Origin of the sequence: Microbulbifer sp. TYP-18, from assembly GCF_040932045.1 — a bacterium.
GTDB lineage: Bacteria > Pseudomonadota > Gammaproteobacteria > Pseudomonadales > Cellvibrionaceae > Microbulbifer.
Genome location: NZ_JBFRBC010000007.1, coordinates 37,324 through 52,442, shown reverse-complemented (window position 1 = coordinate 52,442; position 15,119 = coordinate 37,324). Strand labels below are relative to the sequence as shown.

Annotated in this window: 13 protein-coding genes; 2 read left to right on the top strand and 11 right to left on the bottom strand. The window is 60.0% G+C overall.

What is annotated here, in order from left to right:
- Nucleotides 1–15 precede the first annotated feature (15 nt).
- The 9 genes from nuoF to ABVT36_RS08285 form a co-directional block, all read right to left on the bottom strand.
- Nucleotides 16–1,323: an NADH-quinone oxidoreductase subunit NuoF gene (gene nuoF, locus ABVT36_RS08325; RefSeq protein WP_368456140.1), complete on the bottom strand. Its 1,308-nt coding sequence runs from the start codon at nt 1,321–1,323 to the stop codon at nt 16–18.
- Complete coding sequence (gene nuoE / locus ABVT36_RS08320) at nt 1,301–1,828, bottom strand: NADH-quinone oxidoreductase subunit NuoE (RefSeq protein ID WP_367149491.1); 528 nt, start codon at nt 1,826–1,828, stop codon at nt 1,301–1,303. The genes nuoF and nuoE overlap by 23 nt, the downstream gene beginning before the upstream one ends.
- Nucleotides 1,829–1,876: 48 nt before the next feature.
- Nucleotides 1,877–3,682: an NADH-quinone oxidoreductase subunit C/D gene (gene nuoC / locus ABVT36_RS08315; protein ID WP_368456139.1), complete on the bottom strand. Its 1,806-nt coding sequence runs from the start codon at nt 3,680–3,682 to the stop codon at nt 1,877–1,879.
- Between the two features lie 11 nt (nt 3,683–3,693).
- Complete coding sequence (locus tag ABVT36_RS08310) at nt 3,694–4,335, bottom strand: NADH-quinone oxidoreductase subunit B family protein (protein ID WP_368456138.1); 642 nt, start codon at nt 4,333–4,335, stop codon at nt 3,694–3,696.
- Nucleotides 4,336–4,362: 27 nt separating this feature from the next.
- The gene (gene ndhC / locus ABVT36_RS08305; RefSeq protein WP_368456137.1) at nt 4,363–4,782 is read right to left on the bottom strand and encodes an NADH-quinone oxidoreductase subunit A; all 420 of its coding nucleotides are present in this window, start codon (nt 4,780–4,782) and stop codon (nt 4,363–4,365) included.
- A gap of 515 nt (nt 4,783–5,297) precedes the next feature.
- A complete protein-coding gene (locus ABVT36_RS08300; RefSeq protein WP_368456136.1) occupies nt 5,298–8,072 on the bottom strand; it encodes a valine--tRNA ligase in 2,775 nt (924 codons plus the stop codon).
- A 146-nt stretch (nt 8,073–8,218) separates the two neighbouring features.
- On the bottom strand, nt 8,219–9,028 hold the full coding sequence (locus ABVT36_RS08295) for a hypothetical protein (protein ID WP_368456135.1): 810 nt from the start codon (nt 9,026–9,028) through the stop codon (nt 8,219–8,221).
- A 133-nt stretch (nt 9,029–9,161) separates the two neighbouring features.
- Complete coding sequence (locus ABVT36_RS08290) at nt 9,162–9,590, bottom strand: DNA polymerase III subunit chi (RefSeq protein ID WP_368456134.1); 429 nt, start codon at nt 9,588–9,590, stop codon at nt 9,162–9,164.
- 174 nt (nt 9,591–9,764) lie between these two features.
- Nucleotides 9,765–11,231: a leucyl aminopeptidase gene (locus ABVT36_RS08285; protein ID WP_368456133.1), complete on the bottom strand. Its 1,467-nt coding sequence runs from the start codon at nt 11,229–11,231 to the stop codon at nt 9,765–9,767.
- Between the two features lie 183 nt (nt 11,232–11,414).
- Here ABVT36_RS08285 and lptF point away from each other — a divergent pair, with 183 nt between their 5' ends.
- Nucleotides 11,415–12,545 (top strand): LPS export ABC transporter permease LptF, encoded by a 1,131-nt coding sequence (lptF, locus tag ABVT36_RS08280; RefSeq protein ID WP_368456132.1) that lies wholly within the window; start codon nt 11,415–11,417, stop codon nt 12,543–12,545.
- Nucleotides 12,538–13,599, top strand: a complete 1,062-nt coding sequence (lptG, locus tag ABVT36_RS08275; RefSeq protein WP_368456131.1) for an LPS export ABC transporter permease LptG — start codon at nt 12,538–12,540, stop codon at nt 13,597–13,599. The genes lptF and lptG overlap by 8 nt, the downstream gene beginning before the upstream one ends.
- A 46-nt stretch (nt 13,600–13,645) precedes the next feature.
- Here the strand turns inward: lptG and ABVT36_RS08270 are convergent, their stop codons facing one another.
- Nucleotides 13,646–14,131 (bottom strand): RDD family protein, encoded by a 486-nt coding sequence (locus tag ABVT36_RS08270; protein ID WP_367149470.1) that lies wholly within the window; start codon nt 14,129–14,131, stop codon nt 13,646–13,648.
- Nucleotides 14,132–14,210: 79 nt separating this feature from the next.
- Nucleotides 14,211–14,702, bottom strand: a complete 492-nt coding sequence (locus ABVT36_RS08265) for a hypothetical protein (protein ID WP_368456130.1) — start codon at nt 14,700–14,702, stop codon at nt 14,211–14,213.
- Nucleotides 14,703–15,119 lie beyond the last annotated feature (417 nt).

The following is a 15,119-nucleotide window of genomic DNA, read 5'->3' as shown; positions in this document are numbered from 1 at the left end:
CTATCCGGGTCCTTGCTAGCCGGTGGTTCTGTGCTCGATCGCCTGCACCCTGTCGTAGGGGCAACAGCCGCCGGTGACGTGATCGATAAAATCCTGTGCGAACATTTTCAGCGCACTCTGCAGAGGTTCCGCGGCCCCCGGGGCGAGGGCGCAGAAGGTGTTGCCGGGTCCCATACGCTGGGCCTGTTCCTGCAACAGCCGCAGATCCTCGCGACTCCCGTGGCCGAACTCGATCCGCTCCAGCAACTGCACCACCCACGGCAGTCCGTCGCGGCAGGGAGTGCACCAGCCACAGGACTCGCGGGCGAAAAAGCGGGAGAGATTGAGTACCATCCCCACCGGGCAGGTCTGGTCGTCCAGCACCGTGATGGTGCCGGTACCCATGCGGCTGCCGGCCCTGCCGATTACGTCGTAGTCCATTGGCAGGTCCAGGTGCTCCGGGCCGAGGAAATCGGTGGAGCCGCCGCCGGGCAGAAAGCCCTTCAGGTTCAGGCCGTCGAACACGCCGCCGGCGTGTTCTTCGATAATTTCCCGTATCGGTGTCCCCATGGGCAGTTCCCAGGTACCGGGGTTTTTCACCATGCCACTGACGCCGAACAGTTTGGTTCCGGAGTCCTGGCCGCGCCCCAGGGAGCGATACCAGTCGGCGCCCATCTCGATCAGGTCGGGAAGGTTGCAGAGTGTCTCGACATTGTTGACTACTGTGGGCCTGCCCCATAGACCGCTCACTTGTGGAAAGGGGGGTTTGGCCCGGGGGATAGCTCTTCTGCCCTCCAGCGCATTCAACAGTGCTGTTTCCTCGCCGCAGATGTAGTTGCCGGCACTGCGGTGTACATGGATAGTCAGGCTGTAGTCGCGGCCCTGTATCTGTTTGCCCAGCAGGCCGGTGGCAGTGGCGGCGGCGATGGCTTCCTGCAGACGCGTTGCGGCCAAATGGTATTCACCGCGAATAAAGATGTAGGCGCTGGTGGCGCCGATGGCGTAGGCGGCGATGGCCATTCCCTCAATCAACAGATGCGGGTCCCGCTCCATCAACAGCCGGTCCTTGAAGGTGCCCGGTTCCATCTCGTCCGCATTACAGACCAGGTATCTGATCTCGGGGCCCTGGCCGACGGGCGGAACGAAACTCCACTTCAGGCCAGTATTGAATCCGGCCCCGCCGCGGCCGCGCAAACCGGCGTCCTGTACGGTGGTGACGATCTCTTGCGGAGACATGGAGAGGGATTTAAGCCAACCCCGATAGCCGCCATTGTCGCGATAACGGTCAATATCCGCAGCTACGTTTTCCGTGCCGATATTTTTAGTCAGGGGCTTGGTCAGCATGGTGGTGTTTCTTATCTTCCAGGATTTTCTCGATGCTGCGCTCATCGAGGTTGCTGTACGTCTCCTCGCCGATCATCATCACCGGCGCCTTGTCGCAGTCCCCCAGACAGGGGGTTTCCAACAGCGTGAAGAGGCCATCGGGGGTGGTTTGTCCGGGCGCGATCTGGAGTCGCTGTTCTATGTTTCTCTGCAGCTGCTCGCAGCCTTTGATCCAACAACTGACACTGTTGCACAACAGGATCACTTCCCTGCCCACCGGCTGGCGAAAGATCAACTGAAAAAAGGTGGCGACACCCTCCAGTTGCGCGACGGGGATCTGCAGATAAGCGGATACGGCCTGCAGGGCCTCGTCCGACACCCAGCCGCGATGTTTCTGCACGATACGCAGCGCTTCCAGGCCCACCGAGGCTTTGGTTTCATAGTGCGCAAACTCCGCGTCGATCTCCCTTCGCTCTGCTTCACTCAGGGAGCTGCCGCCGGGCCTGGCTGCTGTGTTGTGCTCCATCAGATCGATCACTTCCGCTTCTTCGAAGGTACTGGTCATTGTGCGCCCCTATCGGTCCACGTCCGCCATGACGAAATCGATGCTGGCAATAATGGCAATCAGGTCCGCCACCAGCAGGCCATTGCTCATCAGCGGAATCATCTGCAGGTGGGGGAAGGAAGGGGTCCGGATGCGCGTCCTATAGGCGCTGGTGCCGCCGTCGCTGACAATCTGGTAGCTGTTGATGCCCTTGGTGGCCTCCACCGCAAAAAAGGTTTCGCCGGCCGGCATCACCGGCCCCCAACTGTTGTTGAGGAAGTGCTGAATCAGCGTTTCTATGTCGTGCATGGTGCGCGCTTTACGCGGCGGCGTGGTCAGCGGGTGATCCGATTTGTAGGGACCCGGGGGCATGTTTTCCAGGCACTGGCGAATGATGCGCAGGCTCTGGTGGATTTCCTCAACCCTTACCCGGCAGCGGTCGAAGCAGTCGCCGCCGTCAAAAACAGGCACTTCGAATTCGAAGTTCTGGTAACCGCTGTAAGGGCGGCGCTTGCGCAGGTCCCACTCCAGTCCGGTGGCGCGCAGACCCGGCCCGGTGATTCCCCACTCCAGCGCCTCACTGGTGTCGTAGACGCCGATACCGCGGGTGCGCCGCTGCAACAGCTTGTTGTCCAGCACCATGGCTTCGTATTCGCGCAGCCGCGCGGGCATGTAATCGAGAAACTCGCGGATCATGGCCTCCCAGCCGCGCGGCAGGTCCTGCGCCACACCGCCAATGCGAAACCAGGCGGGGTGCATGCGTCCGCCGGTAATGGCCTCGATGATCCCGAACAGCTTCTCCCGGTCCACAAACATATAGAACACCGGCGACATCTGCCCAACGTCCTGGGCAAAGGTGCCGTAAAAAACCAGGTGGCTGGAGATACGGAACAATTCGCACAGCATCACCCGAATGGTTTCCGCCCGCGGCGGCACGGTTATTCCCGCCAGTTGTTCCAGTGCCAGCACATAGGGCAGGTTGTTCATAACACCGCCGAGATAGTCGATGCGGTCGGTGTAGGGGATATAGGTGTGCCATGCCTGGCGCTCGGCCATTTTCTCCGCGCCGCGGTGGTGGTAGCCGATATCCGGCACCGCATCGACAATCCTCTCGCCATCCAGTTGCAGTGCGACGCGAAAGACTCCGTGCACACTGGGGTGGTTGGGTCCCAGGTTGAGAAACATGAATTCGGCGCTGTCGCTGGCCCGCGCCATGCCCCACTGTTCCGGGCGGAATAGCAGTGCCTCCTGCTCAGCGTTCTGCTTGTCCGCGGTTAAAGTGAAGGGGTCTTCCTCAGTGGCGCGGGCGTGATGATCCTTGCGTAGCGGATGGCCCTCCCAGGTCTCGGGCATCATGATGCGCCGCAAGTGGGGGTGGTCCGTGAAGTGGATGCCAAACAGATCCCAGACCTCGCACTCATACCAGTTGGCGTTGGGCCAGATTCCGGTGACCGACGCTATGGCCAGCGCCGATTCCGGCAGCGCCACTTTTATCCGAATGAACAGATCGCGCTCCACCGAAAGCAGTTGATAGACCAGGGTAAAGTCGCTCTGGGGCTGCTGCTTGGGCCCCGCGTCCCGGTTGATCCGCAAGCGCTCATCTATGGCGGTGAGGTCGTAGAGCATGGGGAAGGGGCGGGAGATTTCGCTCTTGAGAAAGCGCAGCAGTGGCAGCAGTCGCTGCCGGTCTACCCACAGGGTCGGCATAGCCGTGTAGTCCGGCTGCAGCCAGTAGCTGTCGCTGGGGCTCTCCGCACGCAGGTCGCTGACGAACGCTTCGGCGGCGGCGCGGTATGGACTCTGGCTGAAAACGCTGGCGGCGATCACGCTGCTCATGGCCGCTTAACCTAAACGCTGTCGGGTGTGCGCAGCGTTTCGGCGCGCATACGCCTGTCGCGGTGCAGGTCCCGCTGACTCGGCTTGGGAACTTGGCGCTGGCCCTGATCGTCCACCACCCAGCTGAGGGGGCGGCGGTCGGAGGCGATGGATTTTTGCAACAGGGTGAGGCCCTGCATGAGTGCCTCGGGGCGCGGCGGGCATCCGGGCACATAGACGTCCACGGGCAGAAAACGGTCCACACCCTGTACCACACTGTAGATGTCGTACATGCCGCCGGAGTTGGCGCAGGACCCCATGGAAATCACCCAGCGCGGTTCCATCATCTGTTCGTAGAGGCGCTGCAGCACCGGGGCCATTTTGATAAATACGGTACCGGAGATGACAATCAGGTCCGCCTGCCTGGGTGTTGCGCGAATCACTTCTGACCCAAAGCGGGAAATATCGTGTCGGCTGGTAAAGGCGGTGGCCATCTCTACATAACAGCAGGACAGGCCGAAATTGAATGGCCAGAGGGAATTTGCGCGACCCCAGGCGACCAAATCCTCCAACTTGGTGAGGAGAATATTTTTTTTGATTTCCCAGGAAAAGCTATCACCGTTGGCGGCAATCAGATTGTCTTCCGTTTCGACTTTGCTCAACTGCCAGCGCATATTGGATTCCTTTCGCTAGTCTGGAAATTACTTTTCCGGGTGTCGCCCGTCCCCGACGAGGCTTTGTTGCTTTCCGCCCCAGTCGAGCGCACCGAGGCGCCACAGATAAATCAGTCCGACCAGGAGTATGAATATAAAGATCGCCGCTTCGATAAAGCCCATCAGGCCGGTTTCCCGAAAAGCGATGGCCCAGCTGAACAGGTAGATCGCTTCCAGGTCGAAGACGATAAACAGAATGGCGACCAGGTAGTAGGCTACCGAAAGGCGCAGGCGGGCACCTCCCTGGGAGACAATGCCAGATTCATAGGGTTCGTCGGTGGCGGGGTCGCGCCGTCGCTGGCCGAGAAAGTGGGATGCCACCAGCATCAGCAGAATCAGTCCTAAAACCGCGAGCGCATAGGCGAGCAGTGGCCAGACGTCCGGGTCGAGCTGAGCTGGGTTATTCAACTTTTTCTTCCCCCGTTATTTTTTTGTCGCCTGTCCGCGCTTTGGGGTTCGACGCAGGTGGCGCAAAATCGCTCTTGTGCAAAGATCGGAAAGGACTGGGGTTGCTACTTGGGTCCCGACTCAGCCACTGCCTGCTGGCGCAAAACTTTTTATAAAAACCGCGAATCCCGTGGATTTCCCCAGGGGGTTTACTCAATTTTTATGGCTGCCCGTCTTTCCCGAAAATACTTTTTGTCGTGCAGGCCTTTTTATAAAGGCTAAAAGGGTTTTACGCCAGAGGCGCCATAGAATGTTTGACTCTTTTGAAGCCCATGCATATGAAGAAAAGTTCTGTAGTTTCGTGCGACATCTGTCGGGGGAGGGGGGAGGCGACAGACCCGGTGGTGGTTTTTTGGCGCTGGGTTCGACCGTCGCCGCTGGGCTCACGTCGGTGGCAGTCTCAAGGCCATGCGCCCGGCGTTGATGGCGGCCGGGCGCATGGCTAACAGCGGAGCCCTCTGGGCTGCAAAGATGTCTCAGAGACCGCTGAGCTGCTCCAATTTTTCGCGCAGGCGGTCATAGGCACTTTGCATGTCCGCCAGTTTGTTTTTTTCCTTGGCAACAACCTCCGCCGGCGCCTTGTCCACGAATTTGGGGTTGTTGAGTTTGCCTTGGACCCGCGTGAGGTCTTTTGCCAGTTTGTCGATTTCCTTTTGCAGGCGAGTGCTCTCAGCATTGACGTCAATCAGACCGGCCATGGGTACCAGCAGCTCCATGTCGCCCACCAGTGCGGTGGCAGAGGCGGGCGCGGATTCACCGGCATCCAGACAGGAGATGCTTTCCACGCTGGCCAGTTTGGTGAGCAGGCTCCGGGCCTGATCCAGCAGTTCCCGGTCGCGGCTGGAGCCTCCGCGCAGCAGCAGCGGGATTTTTTTCGCCGGGGAGATATTCATTTCGCCGCGGATGTTGCGCACACCTTCGATCACCTGTTTCAGCCAGCCGACCGCGGCTTCCGCTTGCTGGTCAAATTTGTTTGCATTGGGCTGCGGGTAGGGCTGCAGCATGATGGATTCGCCCCCGCTGCCGGCCAGGGTCTTCACCCTCTGCCAGATTTCCTCGGTAATAAAAGGCATCAGCGGGTGCGCCAGGCGCAGCAGGGTTTCCAGTACGCGGATCAGGGTGCGGCGGGTACCTTTTTTCACAGCGGCCGCAGCGGTTTCGTCCCAGAGTACCGGCTTCGACAGCTCCAGGTACCAGCTGCAGTATTCACCCCAGATAAAATCATATAAGGCCTGTGATGCCAGGTCGAAGCGGTAACTATCCATGGCCTCGCGCACGGTGGTTTCCGTGCGCTGCAGTTGGGAGATAATCCAGCGGTCGGCGAGGGTCAGTTCAAAGTCGCTGCTGTTGTCCTGACCACAATCCTGCCCCTCGCAGTTTTGCAGCACATAGCGGGAGGCGTTCCATATCTTGTTACAGAAATTGCGAAAGCCCTCGATACGACCCACGTCGAACTTGATATCGCGACCGGTGGAGGCGAGGGAGTAGTAGGTATAGCGCAGGGCGTCGGTACCGTAGGCGGCGATACCCTGGGGGAATTCCTTGCGGGTTTGCTGTTCAATCTTTTCGCGCAGGTGCGGCTGCATCATGCCGGTGGTGCGTTTCTGCACCAGGCTTTCCAGGTCGATACCGTCGATCAGATCGATGGGATCGAGCACATTGCCCTTGGACTTGGACATCTTCTGGCCGTGGCTGTCGCGCACCAGGCCGTGGACATAGACAGTGTGAAAGGGCACTTCTTTTTTGAGGTAGAGGGTCAGCATCATCATGCGCGCGACCCAGAAGAAGATGATGTCGAAGCCGGTTACCAGCACAGAGCTTGGGTGAAAGTCTCTCAGCTCCGGGGTGTCCTCGGGCCAGCCCAGGGTGCCGAAGGTCCAGAGACCGGAGGAGAACCAGGTATCCAGTACATCTTCGTCCTGGCGCAGGGTGATATCAGCGCTGAGGCTGTGCTTGCGGCGCACCTCTTCCTCGCTGCGCCCCACATAGACGTTGCCCTCCTCGTCGTACCAGGCGGGGATGCGGTGGCCCCACCACAATTGGCGGGAAATACACCAGTCCTGGATGTCGCGCATCCAGGAGAAGTACATGTTTTCGTAATTTTTCGGTACGAAATTAACCCGGCCGTCCTCCACTGCGGCGATGGCCTCTGCAGCCAGTTGCTGGGTTCTCACATACCACTGGTCGGTGAGCCAGGGTTCTATCACGACTCCAGAGCGGTCGCCGCGGGGCACCTTGAGGGTGTGGGGCTCCACTTTTTCCAGCAGTCCCAGTGCCTCCAGGTCGTCGACAATCTGGGAGCGCGCGGCAAAGCGCTCCATACCGCGGTATTTTTCCGGCACTGATTCGTTGAGGTTGGCGTCGGCGTCGAGAATATTGATTATCTCAAGGCTGTGGCGCTGGCCCATTTCGTAGTCGTTGAAGTCGTGGGCCGGGGTGATCTTCACGCAGCCGGTACCGAATTCGCGGTCCACATAATCGTCCGCGATGATGGGAATCTCGCGGTCACTCAAGGGCAGATTGATAGTTTTGCCGAGCAGGTGCCGGTAGCGCTCGTCTTCCGGATGCACCGCTACGGCGCTGTCACCGAGCATGGTCTCCGGGCGGGTGGTGGCAACCACCAAGTAGCCTGAGCCATCGGCCAGGGGATAGCGCAGGTGCCACAGATGCCCCTGCTCCTCCTCATTGAGCACCTCCAGGTCGGAGATGGCGGTGTGCAGCTTCGGGTCCCAGTTCACCAACCGCTTGCCGCGGTAGATCAGGCCGTCCTCATACAGGCGCACGAACACTTCCTGTACCGCCTTATAGAAGCCCTCATCCATGGTGAAGCGTTCCCGGGACCAGTCCGGACTGGCGCCCAGGCGGCGCAGCTGGCGGGTAATAGTGCCACCGGACTGTTGCTTCCACTCCCACACCTTGTCGATAAATTTGTCGCGGCCCAATTGATGGCGGGATACACCCTCTGCCGCCAACAGTCGCTCCACCACCATCTGGGTGGCGATGCCTGCATGGTCGGTGCCCACCTGCCACAGGGTGTTGTCCCCCTGCATGCGGTGGTAGCGGATCAGGGCGTCCATGATGGACTCCTGGAAACCGTGGCCCATATGCAGGCTGCCGGTGACGTTCGGAGGTGGGATCATGATCGAGTAGGATCTGGCTTCCGTATCCCCGGAGGGTTTGAAGTAGCCGTTCTCCTCCCAGGTGTTGTACCACTGCTGTTCGATGGCGTTGGGCTGGTATGTTTTGTCCATGCGGGTGGGAAACCTTTTAGTGACTGACTGCGGGCGCATGCCTTGTGGGTATGGAACAGTGCGGGAAGCGAAGGGGCTGCGCCAAAAAAGCGGCAATTATACCGCTGCGGCCCTGGCGGCAAAAGGTCACCGGCTGCTGGGGGAACTCAGCTCTGTGCCTCCAGTTCGTCCACCATCATTTCGATCCGGGCACGCAATTGGCGTTCCAGCTCCGGCAGCTGCCGGGCCACCAGCCGGTCGACCAGCTGCCGCCGCTGATCGACACTTTCTGCCGGGGCTGGGGGCCCGACCAGTGCTGTTTCGCCATTTTCCGGTTTCGGATGCTCCGCAGGGGGGGAGGCACCGTTGCTCAACGGCACCGGCTCTGCGCTTGACTGGGGGCGCCGCTCAGTCGTATCCCCGCTGGCCACCGCTGCGACCGGGGTCGGCGTTTTGTCCGGCTGTCGGCTGCTCAGGCGGGCGCGGATATGGGCCGGTAAAAAAGGGTTTTCCTCCGCTGCTGGTGCTGGCGGGGCCTGGAACAGTTCCTGTTGCTCCTGGCCTTTGGGGGGGGCACCTGGCTTCGTATCCGCGGATGGGGGTTTTTCGGGCTCCGCCTTTTTGCGCAGGTCCTGCAGTGGGCGCAGCAGCGCGCGCTCGGTTGCACTGAGTTCCGCGCGGGAGTCCTCGCTGGTTGTCCCGCCCACCTGTGCGAACAGGACCGGCAGTTCGCCCCCTTGCGGTGATTCGGGCACTGACGTTCCGGCAGTGGGTGTTTTGGGGGCCTTGTCAAGTTCAGCTTCGAGGTCCTGACTTCCACCGGCACGGGGTTTGTCCGCCACCTGGTCCAGCAGGGGAATATCGCCGGCTTCGCCGCTACCCAGCAGTTCCTGCAGGGCACTCAGCTCCCGCAGCAGTTCCGTGGGTTGTTCGCGTCGCTGTCCGCGCTGCCTGTTTTTGTGTTTTCGACCGGACATGCTTCTGAGCTGTCTATGAAGTTGTTGTTCGCCGGCGACTTTCAGCCCGGCAGGCAATTCGCCGTCCCGCTATCCCTGTGTCTGCGGCTCTGGAACTGTCCCGGGCCAGACGGCCAGCTTGTCTCAGGGACCATCAGCTGCCACCGATACGGTGTGATTGTAACGGATAGCCGCGGTCGCGAAACAGGCTGAAGCGCTCTCTCGATCTCGCCAGCGCCTCCGGTTGCTGCACCACTATTTCGGCCAGTCGCTCGAAGCGGCTGAACCAGCCGGGTGTCTCACTGCACAGATTGATCAGCAGACCGTGGTGCTGGCCCGGATCCTGGCCGCAGTTGATTTCGATTTCCGCCCCGGTTTCATGTGCCTGCAGGTCGTGGGGCAGAAAGCTGTCCTCGCGAAAGCTCCACAAAAGCTGGTCCAGCTGCCGGCCCCGCTCTTCGTCGTCCACCGCGATCAGTATCCGCAGCCCCGCGCGGTGGGCCTTTTCAGCCAGCCGGCAGGCAAAGCTGTCACCATCCCGGGACAGGTCGGATGGCAGAACATAAAAATCGATACGGGTCATTGCTCGGCAACCTGTGGCTCAGTGGCGACAAACCTGGCGCGCAGAGAGGCCCACCATCAAGACACGGCTTGGGGGGAATGTCCAGCTCTGCGCGGAAATGGCAAGTGAAAGTGTGAACAGGCTCCGACTGCCGGACCCGATGGAACGGCCGTCGGCCCCTTGTGGCTTGTGGGCTCAGCGCTGGAGCAAATATTCCAGCAGCAGCGACACCGGCCGCCCGGTCGCGCCCTTGGCGGCACCGCTGTTCCAGGCACTGCCGGCGATATCCAGGTGGGCCCAGGCATAGCTTTCGGTAAAGCGTGCCAGAAAGCAGGCAGCGGTGACGGAACCCGCTTCGCGACCGCCGATATTCTGCATATCGGCAAAATTGGAATCCAGTGCGGTTTGATATTCGTCCCAGAGGGGCATGCGCCAGGCGCGGTCACCGGTGCGCTCACCGGCGGCGATCAGATCCTGTGCCAGTTGGTCCTGGTTGGCGTAGAGACCGGTGGCGTGGTTGCCCAGGGCAATTACGCAGGCCCCGGTCAGGGTGGCCACATCAATGACGATCTCGGGTTTGTATTTGGCGGCGTAGGTCAAGGTATCGCAAAGTACCAGGCGACCCTCGGCGTCGGTATTGAGTATCTCGATGGTTTTGCCGGACATGGAAGTGACAATATCGCCGGGCTTGCTGGCGCCGCCGCTGGGCATATTTTCCGCGGCGGCCACCAGACACACCAGGTTTAGGGCCGGCTCCAGTTCGACGATCGCCTGCATGACACCGAATACACTGGCGGCGCCGCACATGTCGAATTTCATTTCATCCATGGCCAGGCCCGGCTTCAGGCTGATACCGCCGGTGTCGAATGTGATTCCCTTGCCCACCAGTACAACCGGCTTAGTGCTGCTACTGGCACCTTTGTAGTGCATGGCGATCAGCGCCGGTGGCTCATCACTGCCTTTGGCCACGCTGAGAAACGCCCCCATGCCGAGGGATTGCATTTTTTTCCCGTCCAGCACGGTGGTGGTCAGCTTGGGGTGCTTCTTTGCCATGGCGCGTGCCTGGGCGGCGAGATAGCTGGGGGTGCAGGTATTGCCCGGCAGGTTGCCGAGTTCCCGCGCCAGGTTACTGCCCGATGCCTGGGCCGCGCCTACAGCGAGCCCGGCTTTCACGGTCTTCAGCATTTTGCTGGCGGGGACATGCAGTGTGAACTTGGCCAGCGGGTAGGGGTCGGCACCAGTTTGGTAGCGGGTGAATTTGTAGCTGGCAAGCCCCACGGCCACCGCCAGTTGTTGTGCCTGCCAGGCAATGTCGGCGTCATCCACTTCCAGTTCCAGCAGGTAGCTGCAGGCGTCCTTGAATCCCTTGACGGCGTTGGCAGTGGCGCTGGCCAGCTTGCGAAACTCCGCCTGGCTCAGGGCTCCGGGACCGCTACGCACCACCAGCGCCCGCTGGGCGGGCCCTTCGGTGAGAGGAATCACCATGGTGCTGCCCAGCTTGAGGCCCAGGTCACCGCGTTTCAGAATCTCGTCTATTGTGCTGCCACAGGCGGCATCCAGCGCTCTGCCGCTGGCCCCCAGCTTGCCCTTGCTGTCGACGGCGATGATGACGCAGGCAGCGCGCTGCTTGCTGATATCGGAGACTTTGGCAGAAAACCGCATGATTCCTATCCTTTCGCTGGTTCTGAAACAATGCCCCAGAAGGAGACATTGGAAATGTTTTTGGTGATAATGCGCGGCACAAGTTTAACCCGAGCGCGTCTGGATTGCTGTAAGTGCCTGCAATCCACCTAAAATTGATCCAGACTGAAGCGCATTGTGGCTGCCAAGGGATTCTCTCGCCCAGTGATTATTTTTCGCTACCTCAGCCGCGAACTGCTGTATGCCACCCTGGCGGTCACTGCCGTGTTGATGCTGATAGTGATGAGCGGGCGCTTCGTAAAGTACCTGGCCGAGGCCGCCGCCGGGGATCTCTCCGCAAATATCCTGTTTTCGCTGATGGGCTACCGCCTGCCCGGATTTCTCGAGCTGGTACTACCACTGGGATTTTTTATCGGCATACTGTTGGCCTACGGCCGCCTCTATATCGACAGCGAGATGACGGTGCTGCGCGCCTGTGGTTTCAGCGAGCGCCAGCTGCTCGTCTACACCCTGGCGCCGGCGTTGATGGTAGCTCTGCTGGTGGCGGGCCTGAGCCTGTATTTCACACCCACCGGCATAGAGCGCTCCTCGGGTCTGCTGACCGCCGACAAGTCCCGCAACGAGTTTGATCACCTGGTACCGAAAAAATTTATCGCCACTGAGGGCGACCGGGCCGTGTACTATGCGGACGCGCTCAGCGCGGACCGCTCTACCATGTACGACGTTTTCCTGGCCGAGCTGGGCACCGCCCGCGGCGACACCGAGACCGATTACCAGACGGTGCATTTTGCCAAGGAGGGGGTGCAGAAAATTGATGCGCAAACCGGTCTGCGTTACCTAGTGCTTCGGGATGGCTATCGCTACGAGGGCGTGCCCGGCCAGCGGGATTACCGCCTGATGAAATTCTCCAGTTACGAAATCCTGCTGGATATTCCCCAGGTGCGCCAGCGTCGCAGTGACCAGATTCAGTCCGCTTCCACGCTGGAATTGTGGCGCAGCGATGACCGGCAGGAACAGGCCTTCCTGCACTGGCGCTTCTCCCTGCCGGTACTGGTGCTGGTGGTGGCGGTGCTGGCGGTTCCGCTCAGTCGCACCAACCCCCGACAGGGCCGCTATGCCAAGATGATCCCGGCGGTGCTGCTTTACCTGGCCTATCTGTTGCTGCTGCTGCGTGTGCGTGGGGCTATCGAGGACGGCAAAATAGAGGACCCCGCCTCTATCTGGCTGGTGCATCTGCCCTTTCTGATTCTCGGCCTGCTGTTGCTGGAAGGCCCCATTTGGGGCCGAAAGCCGCGCCCGGTAGAGCCTCTCAATGGAGGGCCAGCGAATGCGTAAGCTGGATGCCTATATTGCCCGCACTGTGGCGGTGGCAATCGCCGGCGTACTGCTGGTGATCGTGGGGCTGGATCTCACTTTTGCCTTCCTCGATGAACTGGATGACCGCAAGCTCGATTATCAGCTGGGGGAGGTGTTGCAGTATGTGGTCTGGAGTATCCCCGGCCGGGTTTATGAACAATTGGGTTTTTCAGCACTGGTGGGTTGCCTGATTGGTTTGGGAACCCTGGCGGGCACCAGCGAGCTGACGGTGATGCGGGCCGCCGGTGTGTCCATTGGTCGTATCGCCTGGGCGGTGATGAAACCGGTCGTAGTGTTGATTGCCTGCGGCTTGCTGCTGGCGGAACTGGTCGTGCCGATCACCAGCCAGACGGCGGAGAACCGCAAGGCGGTCGCCCTGGGAAATCTGGAGGGGGGCGGTCTGGAACAGGGTCTGTGGATGCGCGACGGGGGTGAATTTGTACACTTCAACGCCGCCATGCCGGATGGCGAGCTGTTCGGTATCACCCGTTACCGGTTTGGCGACAAACGCGAGCTGGAGCGGGTAACCTTCTCCGAGAAGGCGCGCTTTCTGGATGAGGGCTGGCAGCTGGACAACAGTCGTACCACGGTGTTTGGCGAGGAGGCGGTGCGTAGCGAGTCGAGGGCAAAGAGCGATTGGCAGACCAGTGTCGCGCCCAGCCTGTTTTCTCTGATAGTGCCGCTGCCGTCGGATCTGTCGCCGCGCAATCTCTGGTCCTACGCGAACTTTCTGGATCGCAAGGCGGAGGATTCGAGCCGTTACTGGCTGGAATTCTGGAAGAAGATACTGCAACCGCTGACCATTGCCAGCCTGGTAATGGTGGCCATCTCCTTTATCTTTGGCCCGCTGCGGGAAGTGACGACAGGTCTCAGGGTATTTAGCGGTGTGATTGTTGGCATTGTGTTCAAAACGGTGCAGGACATGCTGGGTCCATCATCGTTGGTATACGGCTTTCCACCCTTTATCGCCGTGGCAGTGCCGATTTTGCTGTGTTTCGCTCTGGGTTGGTACCTGCTGCGCCGGGCGCGTTAGCGCCCGTTCAGTGCCCAGCTGCCGTTTTCCCCCACCATTCGGTTGTTTATTTTTTCGGCAACAGGCGTACCTGTGAGTTGGAGGCCAGATCCTGCCAACTGGCCCGGTCACTGCGGGTCCAGGCCCAGAAATAACCGATACCAAAGCAGGCCAGTGACACGGGCGCCACCAGGAGCCGCAGCCCACACTGTCGCCAGCCGAGTTGTACTCCCTGTGGACTGGCCAGAATCAGGCGCCAGGCCCGCATGCCGATGGTCTGTCCGGCGGCGCGCCAGGACCAGACAAAATACCCGGCGATGACCACCAGCATGCCGAACTGCAGCAGCGGGCCGCGTACGCATGGGGTGTAGTCGGCGGTCTGGGGGTTGCAGTTGAGACCGGAAAAGGATGAGGCGATCATCAGGGCGAGGAACATAAAAACCATCAGCAACCCGACAATAATCAGCGCGTCGTATCCCAGCGCCGCCAGGCGGCGGCCGACTCCGGCAATGGGAAGCTGACAGAAACTGGTGGGTGAATTGGGGTTGCTCACAGTGCTCTCCGCCTGACCTGGGGGCGGAGATTCTAGCAAACAGTCGCCGCTGACAGGAGCCTGCCGCGGCGATCGCAGATCAGAATTCGTATTCGAACGAAAACCGGAATTTGTCGTCGGACAGGCGCAGGTCATAGTCAAAGGCCTTGCCTATCCTGCCGCTACCACTGGTATAGCGCAGTAGAGCACTGTCCTTGGTGTGCCTGTTGTGTCGCCGATAAGTGTCCCAACCCATACGCAGGATTTCGTTCAGCACCTTGCCGCCGGTGGTGGGAGTGAACTCGTCCGGATTGGTATGCATTTGCAGCCACTGGTAATTCAGCTGGCGCTGGACAGTGCCCATGGAATTGTTGCGCAGGCTCGCGGCTGACTGGTAGAGAGCCGTATTGTCCATGCCAAAGGCGCTGTCGGTAAAAAAAGTGCTGTCCGCCTGTAGGTTGAGCCCGCCGACCGAGTCGGGAATAAATTGGTCGTTGGCTGGACAGTGGTTGGGGAGGAGAGGGAGAAAGACCAGGGAAAACACCGCTGACAAGTGTTTGCCGCGAATGAAACGGTGACTGCAGAATTCCATTGGATCTATCCTGGGGTGTTTACTTCTTGCCCGACGGTTGATCGTCAACCGCTGAATTTATTATGGTTCACCCATGACAAACCTGTGTATCTCACAGTTGCGGTACCCGGTGCAATAAATTTCTGTGAACATATTCTGTATTGTGGTCACTTCTCTGCAGGCCGCATTGCGAAAGGCTGAGCTAATTGTCGCTGATCCCAGCCTGGTTTTGCTGAGCGCTGCGCCAGAGTTTTTTATTGCCCTCCCTAGGGTATTTGAATTTTTGTTATGAAAACATGATCTAGTTTTTTGGACACTGCCGTTCGGGAGGTCGATATCGAATAGAGGGGTGCGGTAAACCGATGTTATTTTTTGCGCCGTTAACGCTTCATCCGTTTGCATTGAATATTGGTCTGGCCCCAATCGAACAGGGCGGGG